Origin of the sequence: Streptomyces cyaneus (assembly GCF_004028635.1) — a bacterium.
Taxonomy (GTDB): domain Bacteria; phylum Actinomycetota; class Actinomycetes; order Streptomycetales; family Streptomycetaceae; genus Streptomyces; species Streptomyces cyaneus.
Genome location: NZ_RQJW01000010.1, coordinates 269,380 through 289,169, shown reverse-complemented (window position 1 = coordinate 289,169; position 19,790 = coordinate 269,380). Strand labels below are relative to the sequence as shown.

Here is a 19,790-nt window from a genome sequence, read left to right as displayed (position 1 = left end):
TTACCACGTTCGCCCCCGGTCTGCGGTCTGGGACCCCACTGGCATGCTAAGCCGCGCGTCCGTGCGCAGAACGGTGAAGGAGTACGGCGGGACGGCGCAGTCCGGCCCGGTCAGCCGGTCGTGGACCGGGGTGGCCGGGACAGGGCCGAAACGGCTGTCGGCGTCCGGGGAGACGGTGAGGGTGGTGCGCGCGTAGCCGGTGTCGCCCTCGGCGCCGGACAGTCGGACGCGGACCGTGGCGGCTTCCGGCGTGGTGTTCGCGATCTTGACGATCACCTCGCCGGTGGCGCTGTCGCGGACCGCCGAGACGGCGAAGACCTCGGGCTCCGGCCGGACGTCCTCGACATCGTGGACGAGTTCGCCGTCGCGGTAGCACCGGATGCGCCGGCCGTCGACCTCGACCCGCAGGTCGTACCAGCGGCCGCTCTCGACCGGCTCGGCCCGGCGCTCACTGAGTTCGTCCGGTACGCCGTCGTCCACGCGCTGGAGCCACGTCGAACGGTTCCCCCAGCCGCCGAGCGTCCAGTGGCACCAGTTCCCGGGTGACGTGCCGGCGAAGCCCAGGACGAAGCCCTCGGCACCGTCCGTCTTCCGGGCCCGTACGGAGAGGACGTACGACGGTCCGTCCACCGCGTCCGGCAACAGCAGCCTGGCGTCCGTTCCGGTCGCGGTCTGCCGGACACCGCCCTCGCCGTACGGCTCCCATGTGCCGGACTCGGCCTGCCAGTCGCCGAAGTCCGGGGCCGGCTCGGGCTCACCGCTCAGCGGGCCGATGGACACGTCCGTGAACTCCGCGCGGGTGTCGGCGCCGGTTCCGATGTGGACCGTGTGCCGCGGGCTCTGCGGAGCGAACGGCTGCTGGGGTGCTCCGGTGACCGTGACGGGCAGGGCGGTGTCGCCCGAGTTCACTGAGTGCATCCGCTGTACGTGGTAGTTGAGGGTGGGCCAGACGTTCGTGTTGTCGAAGTAGATCAGGTCGGGCAGCCACTGGGTGTGGTCACGCTTGGCGAGCAGGGGGGCGTAGGAGGCCAGGCGTACGACGTCTCCGTTGCGTTCCATGGCGATCATGTAGGCCGCTTCGGCGATGGCGCTGCGGCCGTTGTTGCGCCAGCTGCCGTACTCGCCGATGTAGAGGTGGGGGCCCTCGCGGTCCATGGTGTCGAAGCGGCGGGTGTTCTCCAGGAGCCAGCGGGGCGATTTGTAGGAGTGCTCGTCGACGACGGGAAGGTTTCGCTCGCGGGCGAACGCCCAGCCCTTCTCCCAGTCCTCCCCGAAGGTGGACGGGCCTAGGGTGCCGATGACCGTGATCTCGGGGTGGTGCTCGCGCAGGGCGTCGTGGATGCGGGAGAAGCGGTCGCGGAAGGTGTCGGTGACGGCGTCCTCGTTGCCGACGCCGAGGTATTCGAGGCCGAACGGTTCGGGATGTCCGGCGGCGGCGCGCACAGCTCCCCAGGGCGAGTCGGCGGGGCCGTTGGCCCACTCCACCAGGGCCAGCACCTCGGCGACGTAGGCGTCCATCTCCTCGTCGGGAAGGCCGGCCTGGCCGGTCACGTCACTGTTCTGGCAGCAGACCCCGGCGGGGACGACGGGCAGCGGCTTGGCGCCGATGTCCTCGCAGAACTGGAAGTACTCGTAGTAGCCGAGGCCCATCGACTGGTGGTAGTGCCAGATGTTGAACTGCTGCCGCCGCTCGTGCAGCGGGCCGACGGTCTCGGACCAGCGGTACATGTTGCCGAGGCCCTGCCCGTGGGCGAGACAACCGCCCGGGAAGCGCAGGAACTTGGGCTTCAGGTCGGCAATGGCCTGCGCCAGGTCGGCACGCAGGCCGCCCGGCCGGTTGAGGAAGGTGGCCTGTGGGAAGAGCGAGACCAGGTCCAGGTGGACGGTCCCGGTCCCGGTCGCGGTGAGAGTGAACCGGGCGTCCGGGTCGGTGGCCTCGCAGGTGATGACCGCCGCGTGCCGCTGCCAGGATCCGTCCACGGGTCCCAGCTCCACCCGGCCGTGAACCCGGCTGCCGTCCCGGCTCTCGATCCGCGCCACGAGCCGGACCACGGTGCCGTGGGCCAGGCGGGCGAAGGCGCTCACGTCGTAGGTCTCGCCCGCCCGGACGGGGATGCCGTCGAAGCCCTCGTTACGCAGGCCCGCCCCGAGGCCCGCCGTACCGGTGGCGGCTGTGTGCAGGACCACGTAGTGCGGGTTGGCCGGGTGCAGCGGGTCGTCGGTGGAGACCGTGAGCCATCCGGCCGCGCCGTCCCGCTCCAGCAGCTCCCACGCAGTGAGGGCGTGCCAGTCCGGGTGGTCGGCGGGCCCGTGCTCGAAGGACCTGTTCTGCACAAGTTCGGCGTAAAGACCGCCGTCCGCTGCATAGTTGATGTCCTCGAAGAACGCCCCGAACAGGTCGGGCGAGATGGCGGTGCCCGGGTGCCGGGTGTCCACCTCGATGACCGTCTCGACAGGGGGGTTGGCGTCAGGCACGGAGATTCTCCTGCTTGGGTGCGGCGTTGCGTGAACGGTGTGACGGGCGGCCCCGCGGGGGAGCGCGGGGCCGCCTGGGATTACTTGGCGTACATCAGCTGGCCGAAGCCGAGCTGGTCGTAGGCGCCGCTGGTGGTGCCGTAGTCCCCGCCGCCTCCTTCGATGCCGACGAGGTCGCTCATGGCCGCGATGTACTTGTCGTCGTAGCCCTTGATGCGGTTGTAGTGGGCGTGGAGCATCGCCCAGATCGGGCGGATGCCGCCCCGGCCGGAGGAGGCGATCGCGGTCTGCTCGTTGTACGTGCAGGCGCTACCGCTGCCCCAGGTGTAGGTGGTATAGGGGACGTTCAGGCCGAGGTTGTACTTGGCGACGTACTGGGCGCCCTTGAAGAACCGGTTGTTGTCGTAGCCGTACAGGTCGACGCCCTGGTTCCAGGCCATCTCGCACAGCGCGCCCATCTGGCCGATACCCATCAGGCTGTGGCCCTGGTCGCGGCCGGACTCCTGCCACTGACCGAGCGCGTAGCCGTCCTCGTCGGTGTAGAGGAACGGGACCGCGTGGCCGATGGCCCCGTTGCCCACGCCGCTCTTGAAGTAGGTGACGGCCTCGTCGAAGATGCCGCCGTCCTCGCAGAGGATGCCGATGGCCATGAGGGAGGCCATGTTGCACAGGTCCCAGTTGGCCCAGTAGTGGCTGTCGCAGACGAAGTTGTGGTCGCGCAGGAAGCCGTGGTTGAGCGGGTAGAAGACGCCGAGCATCATCTCCTGGAACGCGGCCAGGTCGAAGGCGTCGTAGTCGCGGAGCAGTTCGCCGACGTTGGCGAACTGCCAGCCGTAGATGCCGGCGGCGAGGAGCGCGTCGGTGCTGCCCGAGATTCCGGACAGGGTGCTGGACCAGGCGTTGCAGATGGCGGCCGCGCAGTCGGCGTGGGCGGTGTCGCCGCTGATCAGCCAGCGCAGGGCGTTCTGGTAGGCGGCGGCGATGTCGTTGTAGAGGATCGCGTAGTTCTGGTAGCTGCCGCCGCGGTAGACGATCTCCTGAGGGTTGGCCACCCAGGTGGAGGCGGAGTGGGGGTTGGCGGTCAGCACCTGCCAGTCGGCGTACCAGGGATTGATGCGGGCGGCCACTTTGACCTTGGCGCGGTTGATCTCGCCGGGGTGGTGCAGGGCGCCGGGGTGCGTCCAGGTCGCGGGCGCCGCGTCCGCCGTGGTGGCGACGGACACGGCGCCCAGAGCGACGGCCGCGGTGAGACCGCCGGCGGTCTTGAGCAGACCGCGACGGCTCAGCTCACCTGTGGGTTGGTGCTGGTGGGGGGAAGTGCGGCTCATTGTTGTGCACTCCAATCCGTGGGGGATCAGTCGGTGGTGATGCTCACCTCGTTGAACGCGGTGGTGCAGCGGGCCAGTTGGTTACGGGAGCAGACCACGAGGCCCACGTAGTAGGGGGCGTCACCGAACCCGGGGATCTCGCCGGTGGCGAGGGTGGTCCAGGTGGCGCCGTCATCGGTGGACAGGGCTGCGGTGAAGGCGGTCCCGACGCGCTTCAGCCGCAGCAGGGCGGGGAGGGTGGCTGTCCCGTTCCCGGTGAAGTTCGACCGTCCGGCGACGGTCGTGCGCAGCATCAGCTGCGCGGTCGTCCCGCCGGTGACGATCGCCCCGGCGGCCTGGTCGAACGGCGACAGCGACTTGGCCATCAGCAGTCCCACCTGGTCGGCACTCGCGCCCGTGCGGGAGCCGAGCCGGGCGGTGATCTCGCAGTCGCCGGTGACGGGTCGCCGGACGAACTGGCCTGTCATCCCTTGGTTGTTGGCGGTCAGGTCGACGCCCGCACCGCGCACGGTGAAGGTGCCGTCGACGTACGACGTGCTGCCCGGGGTGCGGATCGCGACCACGCCCAGCGTCCCGAAGGCGCGCTCGTCGAGCACGGGGTCACCGAGGTCGCCGTACGTCCAGGGGGTCGGCGGGGGTGTGCCGACGGTGACGGTGAGCGTGCCGGTGCCTTCGCCGGAGGCGTTGCCCGCGGTGGTCCTGACCGTGAACTCCCCCGACTCGGTGGGCGTTCCGGAGATCAGACCCGTGCGCTTGTCGATGCGCAGACCGTCGGGGAGGCCGTCCGCGGTGAACCGTACGGGCTCGTGCGAGGCACGTAGGAGGTGCCGGAACGGAACGCCCTTGTTGGCGAACGCCGCTGCCACGGAGGCGAGTTGAGGCGTGGAGGGGGCGGGCATACAGGCCGCCGCCGACTCCGAGAGCGGGCCGCGTCCGCCGGCGTTCGTCTTCGTGACGGTGTAGTGGTACGTCGTCCCGGGCGTGCCGGTGGCGTCCGGGTACCGGATGCGGGTGCCGAAGCCGACCGGGCCGATGCCGGTCGCGATGACGTGGTAGGGGCCGTCGGCGTCCCTGGCGCGCAGCACCTTGTAGCGGGCGGAGAGGTCCGGGTCGGTCCAGGCCAGCTCCACGGCGTCCGCACCGGCGGTCGCCGTGAGGCCGGTGGCGGCACCGGCGGGGCGGGGCACAGACCACACCTCACCCGACGCCGAGGTCACGGTGACGTTGTCGAAGGCACCGGTGCCGGTCTCGGCGTAGTCCTGGTCGACACCGAGACAGGAGCTCAGGACCAGGCCCGCGTACGCGGAGTGGCCCAACTCGACCTCGCTGGAGCCGACCTGGGTCCAGCGGATGCCGTCCGGCGAGATCGCCCCGGTGCACCAGCGGCCCTGCCGGGTCACCCGCACCCAGTACGGCGCCCGCAGCCGGTAGCCGTCGCCCGCGCCCTCGACGTACGGGGCCTCAAGCGGGGTCGCCGACTCCGGCAGGGTGCCGAGGCCGGTGATCGGGAAGGACGCGTTCACCGTGATCGCGTCCTGTTGGGAGGGCGGCACGGGGGTGCTGCCGGTGGCGGAGATGTCCGCGTCGGCCGAGGGGCGTACGGTCCACACGCCACTCCAGGTGTGCAGCGGCAGCCCTTGGATCAGCATCGAGGCATGGGCTGCGTCCGTGTCGAGGCCGGCCCGGACGGTGACGCCGATCTTGGCGTACTGGGAGCTGAGCGGCCACACGATCCGGGCGGTGACCGTGCCGTCGCCGCGCAGCGGGAGGTGGACGATGCGGTGAGTGTCGGCGGTGCCGCTCGCCTCCAGCACGAACCGCTCGCCGTCGAAGGCGGCGGAGCCCGGGATCTTCACGTCGCCGACGTCCCGGGTGCCCCAGGGGTCGGGGAGACCGGCGGTGGTGGCGGCCAGGCTCGATGTGGCGCTGGTGCCCAGGGAGTTGGTGGCGGTGACGGTGTAGTAGTAGGTACGCCCGGACCGCACGCCGGCATCTGTATGCGACGTACCGTCGACCGCCGACGCGATCTCCTCGTACGGCCCCTCGGGCCTGGCGGCCCGGCGGACGCTGTACGTCGTCGCGTTGACGGACGGCAGCCAGGCCACGGTGATCGACGTGCCGTCCGCGTCGCCCACCGCCGTGACACCCGCCGGGACAGCCGGCACGGTCGGATCCGGCGCCTTCGTCCCGGCGTACGCGAACGTCCCCCAGCTGGGCAGGTCGTCATTGCTGCCCTCGACGAGGCGGGTCCCGCCGGTGCCGCGGAAGACGGCCGCCTTGGTGTACGGGGTGTCGAGGCCGCGGACGCCGGCGTAGTGGGCGTAGTACATCTCGTAGACCGGCGGCAGGGTGCCGCGAACCTTGTCGGAGACGGTCGTCTTGATGTACTTGCCGGTGCGGTCGAGGTCGGGGGTGAAGGAGACGTCGCCGCCGAGGTTGTACTTCGCCGCGTACTCGGCGTTGGCGAGGATGCGGTTGTCGTCGAAGCCCCACAGGTCGACGCCCTGGTTCCAGGCGGCCTGCGCGGCGTCGCCCATGAGGCCGACGGCGAGCTGCTCGTGGGCCTGGTCGCGGCCGCTCTCCTGACCCTGGCCGGCGTCGGTGACGACCCGGCACCGGACACTGCCGTTGCCGGCGCCGGCCGCGGCGAAGCGCAGGGCGTCCTCGAAGAGGGTGCGCTCCTCGCAGAACACGCCGATGGCCAGGATGGACTGAATCGCCGTCAGGTCCCAGTTGCCGTTGGCGTAGAGCATGTAGCCGGAGATCGCCGGATACCAGACGTCCAGGAAGGACTCTTCGCAGCGCGCGATGTCCGCGTCCGCCCATCCGTCGTAGCCGCTGTGGCGGAGCAGTTCGGCCGCGTTCACGAACTTGAAGACCTGAAGGCCTGCGCCGAGCGGGCCGTCCGCACCGGTGATCATGGTGAGGGAGGCCGACCAGGCGTTGAGGATGTCGCGGGCCTTGTCCGCATGGGCGCGCTCGCCGGTGACACACCACATCAGCGCGTTCTGGTAGGCGGCGGCCGCGTCGGCGGGAGCCTGGTTCTGGAAGTTCGCGGGACCGCGGCCCCAGGAGGTGATCTGCCCGGTGTTCTGGATCGGGTACGTGGACTTCGAGCGGGCGTGGGCGGCGAAGGCGAGGTAGCCGTCGTAGACCGGCGACTCCTTGGCAGCCACCGCGGCCTTCATGCGGGCGAGGTCGTCGGCGGTGTGGAGCAGCCCCGGGTGAGCGAAGGCTCTGCTGCCGGTGTTGTTCTGGTCGGCCGCCCGGGCGGCGGTGGGCACGAGCAGTCCGCTCGCGCCCGCCGCCAGCAGCAGGGCCGCCGTGCCGCCGAGGAAACCCCGGCGGCTCGTGGCGGGGAGGCTCATGACGCGGCGGCCGCCTCGGCCTCGGCGGTGGTCAGGAACTTCATGTTGGTCACGTGCTCGTTGGCGTACCACTGCACGGCGTCGGTGGTGTAGTACCAGCGCGGCTTGCGCATCGTGTCGGCGATGACCGTGCCGTTGACCACGAGGTTCTCGAAGGTGACGTTCTTGATGGCGTGGTCGGCGTCGTAGCCGAGGAACAGCGACGGCTCGGCGCGGGAGCCTGTGTAGGTGAGGTTCTTGATGTAGACGTCCTCGATGCCGCGGCCGGCCGAGGTGTTGTACGTCTTGTTGAACATGACCCTGAAGTTGAGAAGCTGGCCCCAGCGGAAGTCCTCGACCCGGACGTCCTCGATGCGGATGTTCTTGATCAGGTTGGAGTCGCCGGCGTTGAGGGCGATGCAGCCCTGGTAGTTCATCTGGGGCTCGCGGTGGTCGAGGATGTCGACGTTCTTGATGACGAGGTTCTCGATCACCTCCGGGTTGTCACTGTCGCCGTGCGTGCCGACGTTGACCGGGTGCGCTACGTCCGCCCACAGGGTGGCGTTCTTGATGGTGATGTTGCGGGTGTCGCCGTACCACTCGCCGCGGTGGGCGTAGATGGAGTGGCTGTCGTCGGAGCTGCGCACGAAGCAGCCGTCGTAGGTGATGTTCTTGGAGCTGTAGAGGGGGAGGCCGTCGCCCCACTGTCCCCACGTGAAGACGCGGACCTTCTTGACCAGGCCGCCGTCGGCCTCCCAGCAGCCCAGGCCGTTGCCGAGCAGGATGACGTCCTCGACGCGGATGTTCTTGCTCTGCGTCAGCTGGACGCCGCCGACATTGCCTCGCGGCACCAGCACACCGTGGCCCCGGAGGCATGACTTCTCGGCTTCCTTGAAGTTGATCTGCCCGATGAGGACGGCGCCACCCGCCAGGTAGACGGTCTTGCCGCTGGGGACGTAGAGGATGTCGCCGGGGATCGTGTGCAGACCGGGGCCGTAGTAGATGACGTCCGGGTCGTCCGCGGCCGGCGCGTGGTGTTCGACGCGGTTGGTGATGACGTGCAGGCAGTCGAAGATCTCGTCGTTGATCTGGACGACGACGTCCTTCGGCTCGTCGAGCGTGAACACCAGGGTGTCACCGCCGAGTTCGGGCTTGATGCCGAGCGCGTCCGGTCGCACCCGGGCCTTGGTGGTGCCGCCCTTGAGGTAGGTGACCTCCACCTCGACGGAGCCCTGGAAGTCGAAGTACACCATCGACGAACCCCAGACCTTGCCGGAGCCCGTGGTGGGGTTGATCTCCTTCGTGCCCGGCGCGTAGCAGGAGAGTGTCTGCCACTCTCCGTCGGGAGCGGTGCGCACCCGCACCTTGAAGCTTGCCTGGGTGGCCACGCCGGACGGTATCGGGTAGGTGACCAGCTTCGGCCCGGGAGCGGTGTTGTCGCCCGCCGTGCCGTCGGCGTGGGCCGCCGTGGCGGTCAGGGAGGACAGGCCGGCGGCGAGGGCGGCGGCTCCGGCGGCCTGGAGGGTTCTGCGACGGGTCAGGTCGGTGCTCATGTGCGGCTCCTTGTCAGGATGAAGTACGGCTGGGAACGGGTCTCTTGAGGCCCCGGAGCCGACGGCGGGCAGCGGTGCGCGGCCGGCCCGGGCCCCACGGGGAACACGGCGCCGGGCAGGTCAGCCCAGCGGCGCCCGGACGGTGACGAACGAGTGGGGCGGCAATGTCAGGGTGAGCCCCTGCTCGGTCGCCTTCAGATCGTCGAAGGGGCGCGGACTGACCGCCGCCGGTGTGCCAGGAGTGTTGTGGTCCTGAAGGCGGTCGGCGGTCAGGATGCGGGCGGTCGGCCCGCCTATGGCGCGGCCGCGGAGGTCGAGAGTCAGCTCGACGGGCTCTTCGGCGTCGAGGTTGGACAGCGAGATCAGGACGTGGCCGTCCTTGACACTCGCGGAGGCGGACAGGGTCTCCAGCTCCGTGTCCCCGACCGTGCGGCGGGTGTCGTCACCGCCCAGGTGGACGGCGAGCGAGGTGGCGTCCTGGTGGCCCTTGTTCATCTCGAAGACGTGGTACGTCGGGGTCAGGACCAGCGCTTCGCCGTCGGTGAGGAGCATCGCCTGCAGGACGTTGACGGTCTGGGCGATGTTGGCCATGTACAGGCGTGCGGCGTGCTTGTGGAAGATGTCGAAGTGAGTGGAGGCGACGAGCGCGTCGCGCAGCGAGTTCTGCTGGAACAGGAACCCGGGGTTGGTGCCGGGCTCGACGTCCCACCAGGTGCCCCACTCATCCAGGACCAGGCCGACCATGCGGCCGGGGTCGTAGACGTCCATGACGGTGGAGTGGCCGGTCAGGATGCGGTCCGTGCGACGGGCCGCGACCATCGTGCGGTAGTAGTCGTCGGTGTCGAAGACGGTCGCGCTGCCCTTCGCCTCCCAGTGGCCGGCGATCGTGTAGTAGTGGACGGACAGGCCCTGGAAGAAGTTCTTCGGGGTGGCCTCGCAGCCGAAGCAGCTGATCTGCTGCATCAGCGTCTCGGTCCACTTGTAGTCGTCGTTGGAAGCACCCGAGGCGACGCGGTAGAGCTTGTTGTCGCCGTGGTCGCGGCAGTACGTGGCGTACTGCCGGGCCAGGTCGGCGGAGTACTCGGCGCGCATGTTGCCGCCGCAGCCCCAGGTCTCGTTGCCGATGCCCCAGAACTTCACGCGCCACGGCTCGTCGCGACCGTTGGCCCTGCGCAGGCGGGCCATGGGGCTGTCGCCGTCACGGGTGAGGTACTCGACCCACTCGCTCATCTCCTGGACGGTGCCGGAGCCGACGTTGCCGCTGATGTAGGGCTCTGTGCCGAGCAGTTCGCACAGGGCCATGAACTCGTGGGTGCCGAAGTGGTTGTTCTCCTCGACGTCACCCCAGTGGGAGTTGACCATGCGGGGGCGCTGGTCGCGTGGGCCGATGCCGTCCTTCCAGTGGTACTCGTCGGCGAAACAGCCGCCCGGCCAGCGCAGGTTGGGGATGTTCAGGGCCCTTAGCGCCTGAACGACGTCGAGCCGGATGCCTCCTTCGTTGGGTATCGGCGAGTCCTCCCCGACCCAGAAACCGCCGTAGATGCAGCGGCCGAGGTGCTCGGCGAAGTGGCCGTAGAGATGGCGGCTGATCGTCGGGCCCTCGATGTCGAGGTTGATCACCGCGGTGGCGTGGGACACGGACGTACTCCTGCGTCGATGGGGAGATGCGTGGGGGCGCGATGAGTTGCGGGGCGTCGTGGCGGGGCGTTGTTGCGGGGCGCGAGCAGGGGTGGCGCGGCGATCCCCGACTGTGGCTGCCTTGTTCGAGGTTTCGAAACAGTTAGTAACCGGTTTCTTGTAGCGATAAAAGAAGCTGCCACCGTCACACCGCAAGAGTCAAGAGGCTTGCACCAAGGTCACCTCGGCGGACGTGAACGCCCGGTCGGACCCATGTTTTTGGGATGTTCCGAACCCTTGACACCACTCGGAGACCGCACCTAGCGTTCGCCGAAAGTTTTCCCAACCGGTTTCCCGTGGCAGGCGTTCCGGGGCGTGACGCCACACGGACGAAGTGCCGGTCCATCAACTCTCGGCGTTCACCGGTGCATTCGGCAGCAGCCCACCAGGCCGTACGCCACGTCCGGGTGCACGACAGCGCCTCCTTCACGCTGCCCTGACGCCCTCCCCGCGTGTCCTCCCCGCGTGGCAGCGCCGTTCCCCGACACCCCTGCCCTCAACCCGCGCGAAAGGCTTTACCGTCATGCCCGTTTCATACAGAGGCTCCCTCGACCGGCGCCGCTTCCTCGCCGCCTCCGCCGGTGCGGCTCTCTCCGCTGCCGCCCTGCCCGGCTGTGCCGCTTCCGTCGACTCCGGCAGCGGATCCGACAGCGGCAAGACGCTCACCGTCATGGCGAAAGTCGACGAGTGGGACGCGAAGGGCAAGAAGGAGATCGAGAAGACGCTGGGTGTGAACCTGCGGCTCATCACCTACGACGTGACCAAGCTCAACGCCATGCTCTCCAGCAAGAATCCGCCGGACCTGGTCCGCGGCCTCGGCGCGATGGAGGCGCCCTACTTTGCGGCGCGCGGCCTGATGACGGACCTGGACCCGTACTTCGCCAAGAGCGAGGTGCTCAAGCCGTCCGATCTCGCCGACGCGAACGACGTGTGGCGCTACGACGGCGAGAAGCAGGGCGCCGGCCCCCGCTACGGCCTCGCCCAGGACTACTCCCAGGACTGCATGCTCTGGTACCGCACCGACGTGTTCGAGGAGGCCGGCCTCGACCTGCTCAGCGAGACCGAGCCGCTGTCCATGGACGAACTCCTCGACATCGGCAAGCGGCTGACCAAGCGCCGGCTCGGCAAGGTGAAGGTGTACGGCCTGAGCGCCGGCGGCAGCCTCACGTCGTTCATGTGGATGACCGCGTCGGCCGGCGGACGTCTGATCGCCGAGGACCAGGCCAGTGTGGACTTCTCCTCACCCGAGGCGCGCAAGGCACTGCAGTGGTACATCGACTACGCGAAGGCGGACGTCGGCCCGAGCCTCGTCAATCCCAACCCAGACGGCTGGGACGGCCCCACCTACCAGGCCAACCGGATGGCGATCACCACCAGCGGCCACTGGTTCGGCGGGATCGTCTCCACCGACGACAAGCTGGCCGAGGTCTCCCGCTTCGCCCCCGCCCCGCAGCTCGGCAGCCACCGGGTCAGCCCCATCTTCGGCGGCACCGGCTTCTGGATCCCCAAGGACGCCAATAACAAGGAGGCGGCCTGGAAGTTCTTCGAGTGGTACTTCGCCGGCGCACCCGCCAAGCGGCGCCTTGACGGCGGCTGGGGCCTGCCCACCCTGAACTCGATGCGCCCGAAGCTGCCGCAGAAGACCGCACTGCAGAAGCAGGCCTACGCGGTCCAGGAGAAGGAACTGCCGTACATCTCCGTACTGCCCGTCAGCCCATACGCCCAGATCGACGCCCTGAACGCGATCCTCACCAAGGTGCTCCCGGACGCGATCAAGTCGGGGACCGCGGTCGGCAAGGTCGCGGACGCGCTCAACTCCCGTATGAACGAACAGCTCGCGCGCGGCAAGGAGCTGGTGGGGTGAGCACCGGCCAGCTCACCGGACCGCACGCGCCCGCCTCGGCGCGGGCGGCGGACCGCGGGACGAGCGGACGCCGGGCACGGGTGACCCTGTCCCGGCGGACCCGCCGGGACAGGGCCTTCTACGTCTTCCTCGGCCCCTGGATCCTGGGCTTCCTCGGTCTGACGGCCTACCCGCTGGGCTACGCCCTGTGGCTGAGCTTCACCAACTCCGACGGCCTGTCCCCGAACACCCGCTTCATAGGCCTGGCCAACTACCGGGAGGTCTTCACCGATCCCGACACCCTGGCCTCCCTGGGCCGCACCGGCCTGTTCACCGCGATCACGGTGCCGCTCACGATCATCGCGGGACTGTTCCTCGCGGTCCTGGTCAACCAGCCGATCCGGGCCCGCGGCCTGTTCCGCACCCTGCTCTACCTGCCCGCCGTGGTGCCACCGGTCGGGGCCGCCCTCACCTTCAAGCTGATCTTCGACCGTGACTCCGGTGCGGCCAACGGCGTCCTCGACCTCCTCAACGTCAACGGCGTGGCCTGGCTGGCCGATCCGTACGCGCGCTACGTACTGATCATGCTGACGCTGTGGGGCACGGGCAACGTCATGGTCATCTCGCTGGCCGGCCTGCAGGACATCCCCCGGGAGTTGCACGACGCGGCGCTGATGGACGGGGCGAGCTGGTGGCAGTCCTTCACCCGGATCACCCTGCCCCTGCTCTCTCCCGTGCTGTTCTTCCAGGTCGTCACCGGGATCATCGGCGCGCTGCAGACCTTCCTGCCGCTGCTCATCGCCCTGGACCCCACCCCCAAGGGGGTGGGCTCCGTTCCCGAGAGCAACAACCTGATCATGATCAACGTCTTCGCCCAGTTCTTCGCCAACAGCCGCTACGGCTACGCCTCCGCTCTGCTGTGGGTGCTCTTCCTCTTCATCATGCTAGTCACCTACGCCGTCTTCCGGCTCAGTAAGGGCGCGGTCTTCTACTCCGTGGAGCCCGAGCAGGCCAAGGACAAGGCCACGTCCCGTAAGACGGGAGGCAAGTGATGGTCATCGCCCGACGCAAAGTCGTCTACATGCTCCTGGTCGCGGCGCTCGTCCTCATGCTCAGCCCCTTCGGCTGGCTCCTGATCACCGCGCTCAAGGACCCCTCCGAGCTGCGCGCCGTCCCCATCCACTGGTGGCCGCACGACCTGACCCCGGAGAACTTCTCCCAGGCCCTGACCTTCTTCGACTACCTCGGCTACGCCCGCAACTCCCTGACGATCGCCGTCATCACCTCGACCCTGACCACCCTGGCCTCGGCCTGGGCCGGGTACGGCCTCGCCCGCCTCGACGCACCCGGCAAGCGGATCGTCTTCGGACTCCTGCTGTCGACGATGATGATGCCGGCGATCATCACGCTGATCCCGACCTACCTGCTGTTCGCCAAGATCGGCCTGGTCAACACGTATGTGCCCTGGGTGCTGTGGGGTCTGTGCGGCGCACCGTTCCTGATCTTCCTCTTCCGGCAGTTCTTCACGGGTATACCCAAGGAACTGGAGGAGGCGGCGATCATCGACGGCTGCGGGCAGATCCGTATCTTCTGGCGGATCTTCCTCCCGCAGTCCTGGCCCGTCATCGCCACCAGCGTGATCCTCACTTTCAGCTGGTCCTGGGGCGACTACGTCGGCCCGGCCCTGTTCCTGGACGACGACCGCACCACCCTCGCGGTCAAGATTGCCGGCGGATACGTCAACGAACACGGCACCGGGCTCTACACCCTTGTCGCCGCGGGCGCCGTGACCTACATCGTGCCCGTCCTGGTTCTCTTCCTCATCCTCCAGCGCGGTTTTATCTCCGGCACCGCGACATCAGGACTCAAGTGACCGGCCCAGTTCCTCGAAAAGGGGACCCCCCATAACCGACGCCCGAGGCACCGGGCGGACCGGGCGGACGCTCTCGGTGCGTGGCGCCCCGCACCTGGCCCGCACCCGGCCCACACCCCGGTCACGGCCACCCCCGGTCGCCCGACGCCTCAGGGCTGCTGCCCTGGCGCGGGCGCAGGTGGCATCACCTGCCTGGAGGGCATCCTCACCACGCCGGGCGGAATCGACGTCCGGCCCGGTCCAGAGACATCGGCCGGACCTGAGGCCGCGGCCGGCGCCGCTGCTGAAGTCGAACAAGCGCGTCGACCTCTCCTTCGACGAGTGGAACGTCTGGTACCGGAAGCGGCCCGCCGCGCGTGTCCTCGAGGACCGGCACGTCGCGCCGTGCCTCCCCGGAGGGCGCGTCCCCGTCGTTCGACCCCGCGGTCGCCGACTCGGTGTCGACCGCTCTGCCGCTGCTCGCCGACGGGTCGCCGCCGCCTCGCTCGCCCGACTCGTCGACGTCATCGCCCCGATCATGACCGAGCCGGGCGGCCCGGGGCGGCCCACCTTCTCGCTGCGCAAGCAGCATCACGTGGGGTGCGCTGCCCTCCTCGTCGGCGCCGCTGCCCTGGAACCTCATCCGACGGTCGGCGTCGACCATCGCCATGCTCCCGATCCGAGAGGCATCCCCCGTCATGACCGTCTTCACCGCACAGGACGGCGTCCTCGAACGACGCACCCCGCACGAGGTCCTCCTCATCGAACCCTGGGGGCCGCACTCGGTCCGGGTCCGTGCCCGCGCCGGTCGAGCCCCCGACGACACACTCCCCGCTGCCCTCGACATCCCCGCCGCAGACTCCGCCGCCACTGCGACCGCGCACCCGGACGGCAGCGCCCACATAGTCAACGGCCGCCTCACCGTGGAGGCCGGCCAGGACGGCTCGCTGCGTTTCCTGCACACGGAAACGGGCCGCGAACTCCTCTCCGACAAGCGCCCCTACCAGGCGTGCCCGCAGGCGCGCTCCTACGCACCGCTCGACGACGGCACCCACCGCATCGAGCAGCGCTTCGAGGCATACGACGGCGAGCGGATCCACGGCCTGGGCCAGCACCTGCACGGCTATCTCGACCAGAAGGGCCTGGTGATCGATCTGGTCCAGGGCAACACGGTGGTCACCATCCCGTTCCTGCACTCCTCCCGCGGCTACGGCCTGCTCTGGAACAACCCCGCGATGGGCAGGGTCGAGCTGGGCAGGGACGCCACCCGCTGGGTCGCCGACTCGGCCCACCAGATCGACTACTGGATCACTGCGGGCGATACCCCGGGCCAGATCATGGAGGCATACGCCGACGCCACCGGGCACCCGCCGCTGCTGCCCGATTGGGCGGCCGGTTTCTGGCAGTCCAAGCTGCGCTACCGCACGCAGGACGAACTCCTGGCGGTCGCCCGGGAGTACAAGGAACGTGGACTGCCGCTGTCGGTGATGGTCTGCGACTTCTTCCACTGGACCCACATGGGCGACTGGGACTTCGATCCCACCGACTGGCCCGACCCAGACGCCATGATCAAGGAACTGGAGTCGCTCGGCGTCAGGTTGGCGGTGTCCGTCTGGCCCACCGTTGGTCCCGGGAGCAGCAACCACGACACGCTGCGCGACGCCGGCCTCCTCGTCGGCGACAGCCACGGCGGCCTGCTGACCTTCCCCTGGCCCGCCCGCGGCCACGGCACGGACTACCAGTCGATGACCTACTTCGACGCAACCCACCCGGCCGCCCGCCGCCACCTGTGGCAGCAGCTGAGCGAGCACTACCACTCGCTCGGTGTCTCCGCCTTCTGGCTCGACGCCTGCGAGCCGGACATGCCTTCCGAACTGGCCGCCCGCGCCGCCTACTCGGCGGGCCCCGGCACCCAGGTGGGCAACCTCTACGGGAAGCTGGTCGCCCGCGCCGTCGCCGAAGGTCTGAACGAGGCCGGCGACGAGCGTCCGCTCAGCCTCGTCCGCTCAGCCTGGGCAGGCAGCCAGCGCTACGGCGCCGCCCTGTGGTCCGGTGACATCCAGCCCACCTTCGAGTCGCTGGCCCAGCAGATCCGGGCAGGACTGAATGTCGCGATGAGCGGCATCCCGTGGTGGAACACCGACATCGGCGGCTTCCTCGGCGGCGACCCCACCGACCCGGCGTACCAGGAACTGCTGGTCCGGTGGTTCCAGTACGGCACCTTCAGCCCCCTCATGCGCCTGCACGGCGACCGTGCGCCGAACCACCCCACCTTCTCCGCAGACATGACCGGCGGCCCGAACGAGGTCTGGTCATACGGTCACCAGGCATACCCGATCCTGACCGCGCACCTGCGACTGCGCGAGCGGCTGCGCCCTTATCTGCTGGAGCTGTCCGAACAGGCACACCGCACCGGGGCGCCCGTGATGCGTCCCCTGTTCTTCGGCTTCCCCGAGGACGCACACGCCTGGACCGTCGACGACCAGTTCCTCCTCGGACCTGACATCCTCGTCGCGCCGGTCGCCGAGGCCGGAGGCCGCAACCGCTCCGTCCACCTCCCGGCCGGCGCACGCTGGACCGACACCGCAACCGGCGAGATCCACGGGGGCGGCACCACGCTCGACGTTCCCGCGCCACTGGAACGTATCCCGGTCTTCGTCCGCGAAGGCGCCGCCGTCACGGCCGCGTTCACGGAGCTCACCGCCTGATGACCTGAGCGCCTGCCCTGGCAGCATGATGAACCGATCCGAAGAGAAGGCCGGATAACCCAAGCCCGCAGGCGCAGCTCCCGCCCCGAGTTTCCGGGCGGGAGCTGCGCGCATCTGCGGGAGCCCGGCGACCGAACGCGGGGAGATCCGGGCTCCCGCCGCCCGCGGGCACCGGCAATTGGCCATGACCCTCGACGACGTCGAACCGGTTCGATGAAGCTAGCACCGCCGAAACCGGCCAGCAATACCCCGCGATACGGATCCCTTCGGCCGCGTACGTGCGCCCGTCCTGACGGGTTCGGGTGTTCCCCTTCCTCGAAAACGGCGCCTGCCCTGCCGGTGATCGGGTGTACACCTGGACAGGCCAGGCATTACACCGCCGCACGCGACGTTTCCGGGCCGTTACGAGAAATTCGGCGCGAGGCGTTGACACCCGTCCGGGTTACTCCTAACTTCACTTCACGCGAACCGGTTCGACGATCGGCAACTGCCGATTTCGCCCCCTGTAATCATCGAACCGGTTCGACCCATCGGCAAGGAGCGCCCGTGAACATCGGTGAGATTGCCAAACGGGCCGGTGTCTCGCGGAGCACCGTGTCCTACGCTCTGAGCGGGAAGCGCCCCGTGTCCGAGGACACCCGGCAGAAGATCCAGCGGGTCATCGACGAGCTGGGCTACCAGCCCAACGCGAGTGCGCGGGCCCTGGCCAACGGCCGGACCAACACCATCGGTCTGGTCTTCCCGCCGGCCGGGAACCACTACACCGGCATGCAGTTGGACTTCATCGGCAGCGTCACCGAGGCCGCCGCGGCGTACGACTACGACGTGCTGCTCTCGCCGAGCGGTGCGGACAGCGACCGCTCGTTCCAGCGGCTGCTGGGCGAGCGGCGGGTCGACGGCGCGATCCTGATGGAGATCCGGCTGCAGGACGACCGGCTCGACCACCTCACCGCGGTGGACTTCCCCTCCGTCGCCATCGGCCGCACCGCCCACCCAGAGGGCGGCTGGTGGGTGGGTCTGGACCACACGGCGCTGGCAGCGGCCTGTGTGCACCACCTCGCGGACCTGGGCCACCGCAGGATCGCCTTCGTCAACCGGCCCGAGCAGCTCCTGCGGGCCGGGTACGAGTCCGCCCACCGCGGTCTCGACGGGTTCACCAAGGCCGCGGCGGAACGCGGGCTGGCGGTGCGGACGTACTGCTGCGGGGACGACGCCGCCTCGGGCCAGGCTTGTCTGGAGCGGATCCTGCACGACGACCCCGCCACCACGGCCCTGGTCACCCTGAACGAGGCCGCTCTCGGCGGCCTCTACCGAGGGCTCGCCCAGGCGGGCCGCCATGTGCCGCGTGACTTCTCCGTCACCGGGGTCGTGGCCAGCAGGTGGGCGGAGACGGTGACCCCGCAGCTCACCGCGGCCGACGTACCGGCGGAACAGATGGGCCGCCTCGCCGTTGACCTGCTCGTAGAACGTCTCGACCACCCCGACACACCGGCCCGGCATCACCTGCTCGCGCCGCCGATCTCGTTGCGAGCCAGCACCGCACCCGCCGGCACCACGCCCGGCGACCCCGCTGCGGACCTCGGCGCCCCCATGCACCCCTGACCGTCACCCCGCACACTCCCCTTCACCTTCCGCACCCCATACCGGCCGACTGCTGGGCTCACCGCCCGGTTCGGCGAGCCGATCAGGCCCCGATCACCCCTCCCAGGGCACACCTGTGCCGAAAACCATGAGGAACACGCAATGAACAGACCTGCCAGACGGCGTCTCACCGCCGCGATCCTGACCGTCGTCACCGTCACCGCCGGCGCCTCCGCGTGCTCCTCCGGGGCGGGCAGCGCCGACACCAAGGGCGCCGGCAGCGGCACGTACACCATCTGGGACCCGTACCCGCAGTTCGACAAGACCTCGGCCTGGGCGAAGCTGCTGGACAAGTGCGGCACCGAGGCGGGCGTGAAGATCAAGCGGACCGCGTTCGACACCAGCGACCTGACGAACAAGACGCTACTGGCGGCCCAGCAGGACAACTCCCCCGACGTCCTCATCGTCGACAACCCCGTGGTGTCCACCCTGGCCGAGGCGGGCGTGCTCACCACGACCGACGACAACAAGCTGGACACCTCGAAGGTCAACCCCAACCTCCTCGCGGCCGGCCAGTCGGGCGGGAAGACGTACGGCACGCCGATCGGCGCCAACACCCTCGCCCTCTACTACAACAAGGCGGTACTGAAGGACGCCGGGGTGGACATCGCCTCGGTCAAGGACTGGAAGTCGCTGACCGCGGCGCTCGCGAAGGTCAAGAACGCGGGCAAGAAGGGCATCACCTTCTCCGCGATCGGCACGGAGGAGGGCAGCTTCCAGTTCCTGCCCTGGTTCTGGGGCTCCGGAGCCCAACTGGCCGCACTCGACTCCGACCAGGCGGTCTCCGCGCTGTCGCTGTGGAAGAACTGGCTGGACAAGGGCTACGCCCCCAACTCGGTCATCAACAACACCCAGACGACCAGTTGGCAGGAGTTCGCGAGCGGCGACTACGCCTTCGCGGAGAACGGCACCTGGCAGCTCGCGGGCGCCGAGAAGGCCGGCTTCGAGTACGGGGTCATCCCCGTCCCGGGCACCTCGGGAGGTGACGCTGCGGCACCGACGGGCGGTGAGTTCGTCACCATCCCGGTCCAGGGCGACACCGGCCGCTACGCCACCTCGCAGAAGCTCGTGTCCTGCCTGACCAACAGCCAGAACCTGCTCGACACCGACACGACGCTCTCCTACGTGGCCCCCACGGCCGAGGTCCAGGACAAGCAGGTGGCTGCCAACCCCGACCTCAAGCCCTGGGTCGACGCGGTCCAGGCCGCCAAGGGACGCACCAGTGACGACCTGGGCACCAAGTACCCCAAGATCTCCGAGCAGATGTGGAAGGCGGTCCAGTCCGCCCTCAGCGGGTCGGCGTCGCCGAACGACGCGCTCGGCTCGGCACAGTCGGCCGTCAAGTAAGCAGGACTCCGGCCAGACG

General features: G+C 69.3%; 12 protein-coding genes. 6 read left to right on the top strand and 6 right to left on the bottom strand.

The features are described from left to right. The 5 genes from EHO50_RS33525 to EHO50_RS33505 all read right to left on the bottom strand — a co-directional run bounded on the left by EHO50_RS33525 (nt 1) and on the right by EHO50_RS33505 (nt 10,341). A complete protein-coding gene (locus EHO50_RS33525) occupies nt 1-2,475 on the bottom strand; it encodes an alpha-L-arabinofuranosidase C-terminal domain-containing protein (protein ID WP_128435006.1) in 2,475 nt (824 codons plus the stop codon). A gap of 80 nt (nt 2,476-2,555) precedes the next feature. Next, on the bottom strand, nt 2,556-3,803 hold the full coding sequence (locus tag EHO50_RS33520) for an alginate lyase family protein (protein ID WP_128435005.1): 1,248 nt from the start codon (nt 3,801-3,803) through the stop codon (nt 2,556-2,558). Nucleotides 3,804-3,829: 26 nt separating this feature from the next. Beyond that, nucleotides 3,830-7,171 (bottom strand): putative Ig domain-containing protein, encoded by a 3,342-nt coding sequence (locus EHO50_RS33515; RefSeq protein WP_128435004.1) that lies wholly within the window; start codon nt 7,169-7,171, stop codon nt 3,830-3,832. Then, a complete protein-coding gene (locus EHO50_RS33510) occupies nt 7,168-8,703 on the bottom strand; it encodes a glycosyl hydrolase family 28 protein (RefSeq protein WP_128435003.1) in 1,536 nt (511 codons plus the stop codon). Before EHO50_RS33510 ends, EHO50_RS33515 begins: the two co-directional genes overlap by 4 nt. A 120-nt stretch (nt 8,704-8,823) precedes the next feature. Beyond that, nucleotides 8,824-10,341 carry an alpha-N-arabinofuranosidase gene (locus EHO50_RS33505; RefSeq protein ID WP_128435002.1) on the bottom strand — a complete coding sequence of 506 codons (1,518 nt, stop codon included), beginning with the start codon at nt 10,339-10,341 and terminating at the stop codon, nt 8,824-8,826. Nucleotides 10,342-10,903: 562 nt separating this feature from the next. Here EHO50_RS33505 and EHO50_RS33500 point away from each other — a divergent pair. The 3 genes from EHO50_RS33500 to EHO50_RS33490 are packed head-to-tail and all read left to right on the top strand — an operon-like array spanning nt 10,904 to nt 14,096. Further along, nucleotides 10,904-12,244: an extracellular solute-binding protein gene (locus tag EHO50_RS33500; protein WP_128435001.1), complete on the top strand. Its 1,341-nt coding sequence runs from the start codon at nt 10,904-10,906 to the stop codon at nt 12,242-12,244. Then, nucleotides 12,241-13,275, top strand: a complete 1,035-nt coding sequence (locus tag EHO50_RS33495; protein ID WP_128435000.1) for a carbohydrate ABC transporter permease — start codon at nt 12,241-12,243, stop codon at nt 13,273-13,275. The genes EHO50_RS33500 and EHO50_RS33495 overlap by 4 nt, the downstream gene beginning before the upstream one ends. Next, on the top strand, nt 13,275-14,096 hold the full coding sequence (locus tag EHO50_RS33490) for a carbohydrate ABC transporter permease (RefSeq protein WP_128434999.1): 822 nt from the start codon (nt 13,275-13,277) through the stop codon (nt 14,094-14,096). The genes EHO50_RS33495 and EHO50_RS33490 overlap by 1 nt, the downstream gene beginning before the upstream one ends. A gap of 205 nt (nt 14,097-14,301) precedes the next feature. Here the strand turns inward: EHO50_RS33490 and EHO50_RS33485 are convergent, their stop codons facing one another. Next, complete coding sequence (locus tag EHO50_RS33485; protein WP_128434998.1) at nt 14,302-14,745, bottom strand: hypothetical protein; 444 nt, start codon at nt 14,743-14,745, stop codon at nt 14,302-14,304. Between the two features lie 28 nt (nt 14,746-14,773). Here EHO50_RS33485 and EHO50_RS33480 point away from each other — a divergent pair, with 28 nt between their 5' ends. The 3 genes from EHO50_RS33480 (at nt 14,774) to EHO50_RS33470 (ending at nt 19,771) form a co-directional block, all read left to right on the top strand. Further along, the gene (locus EHO50_RS33480) at nt 14,774-16,783 is read left to right on the top strand and encodes a glycoside hydrolase family 31 protein (protein ID WP_128434997.1); all 2,010 of its coding nucleotides are present in this window, start codon (nt 14,774-14,776) and stop codon (nt 16,781-16,783) included. A gap of 546 nt (nt 16,784-17,329) precedes the next feature. Next, nucleotides 17,330-18,385 (top strand): LacI family DNA-binding transcriptional regulator, encoded by a 1,056-nt coding sequence (locus EHO50_RS33475; protein ID WP_128434996.1) that lies wholly within the window; start codon nt 17,330-17,332, stop codon nt 18,383-18,385. Nucleotides 18,386-18,526: 141 nt separating this feature from the next. Beyond that, nucleotides 18,527-19,771 (top strand): sugar ABC transporter substrate-binding protein, encoded by a 1,245-nt coding sequence (locus EHO50_RS33470; protein ID WP_128434995.1) that lies wholly within the window; start codon nt 18,527-18,529, stop codon nt 19,769-19,771. Nucleotides 19,772-19,790 lie beyond the last annotated feature (19 nt).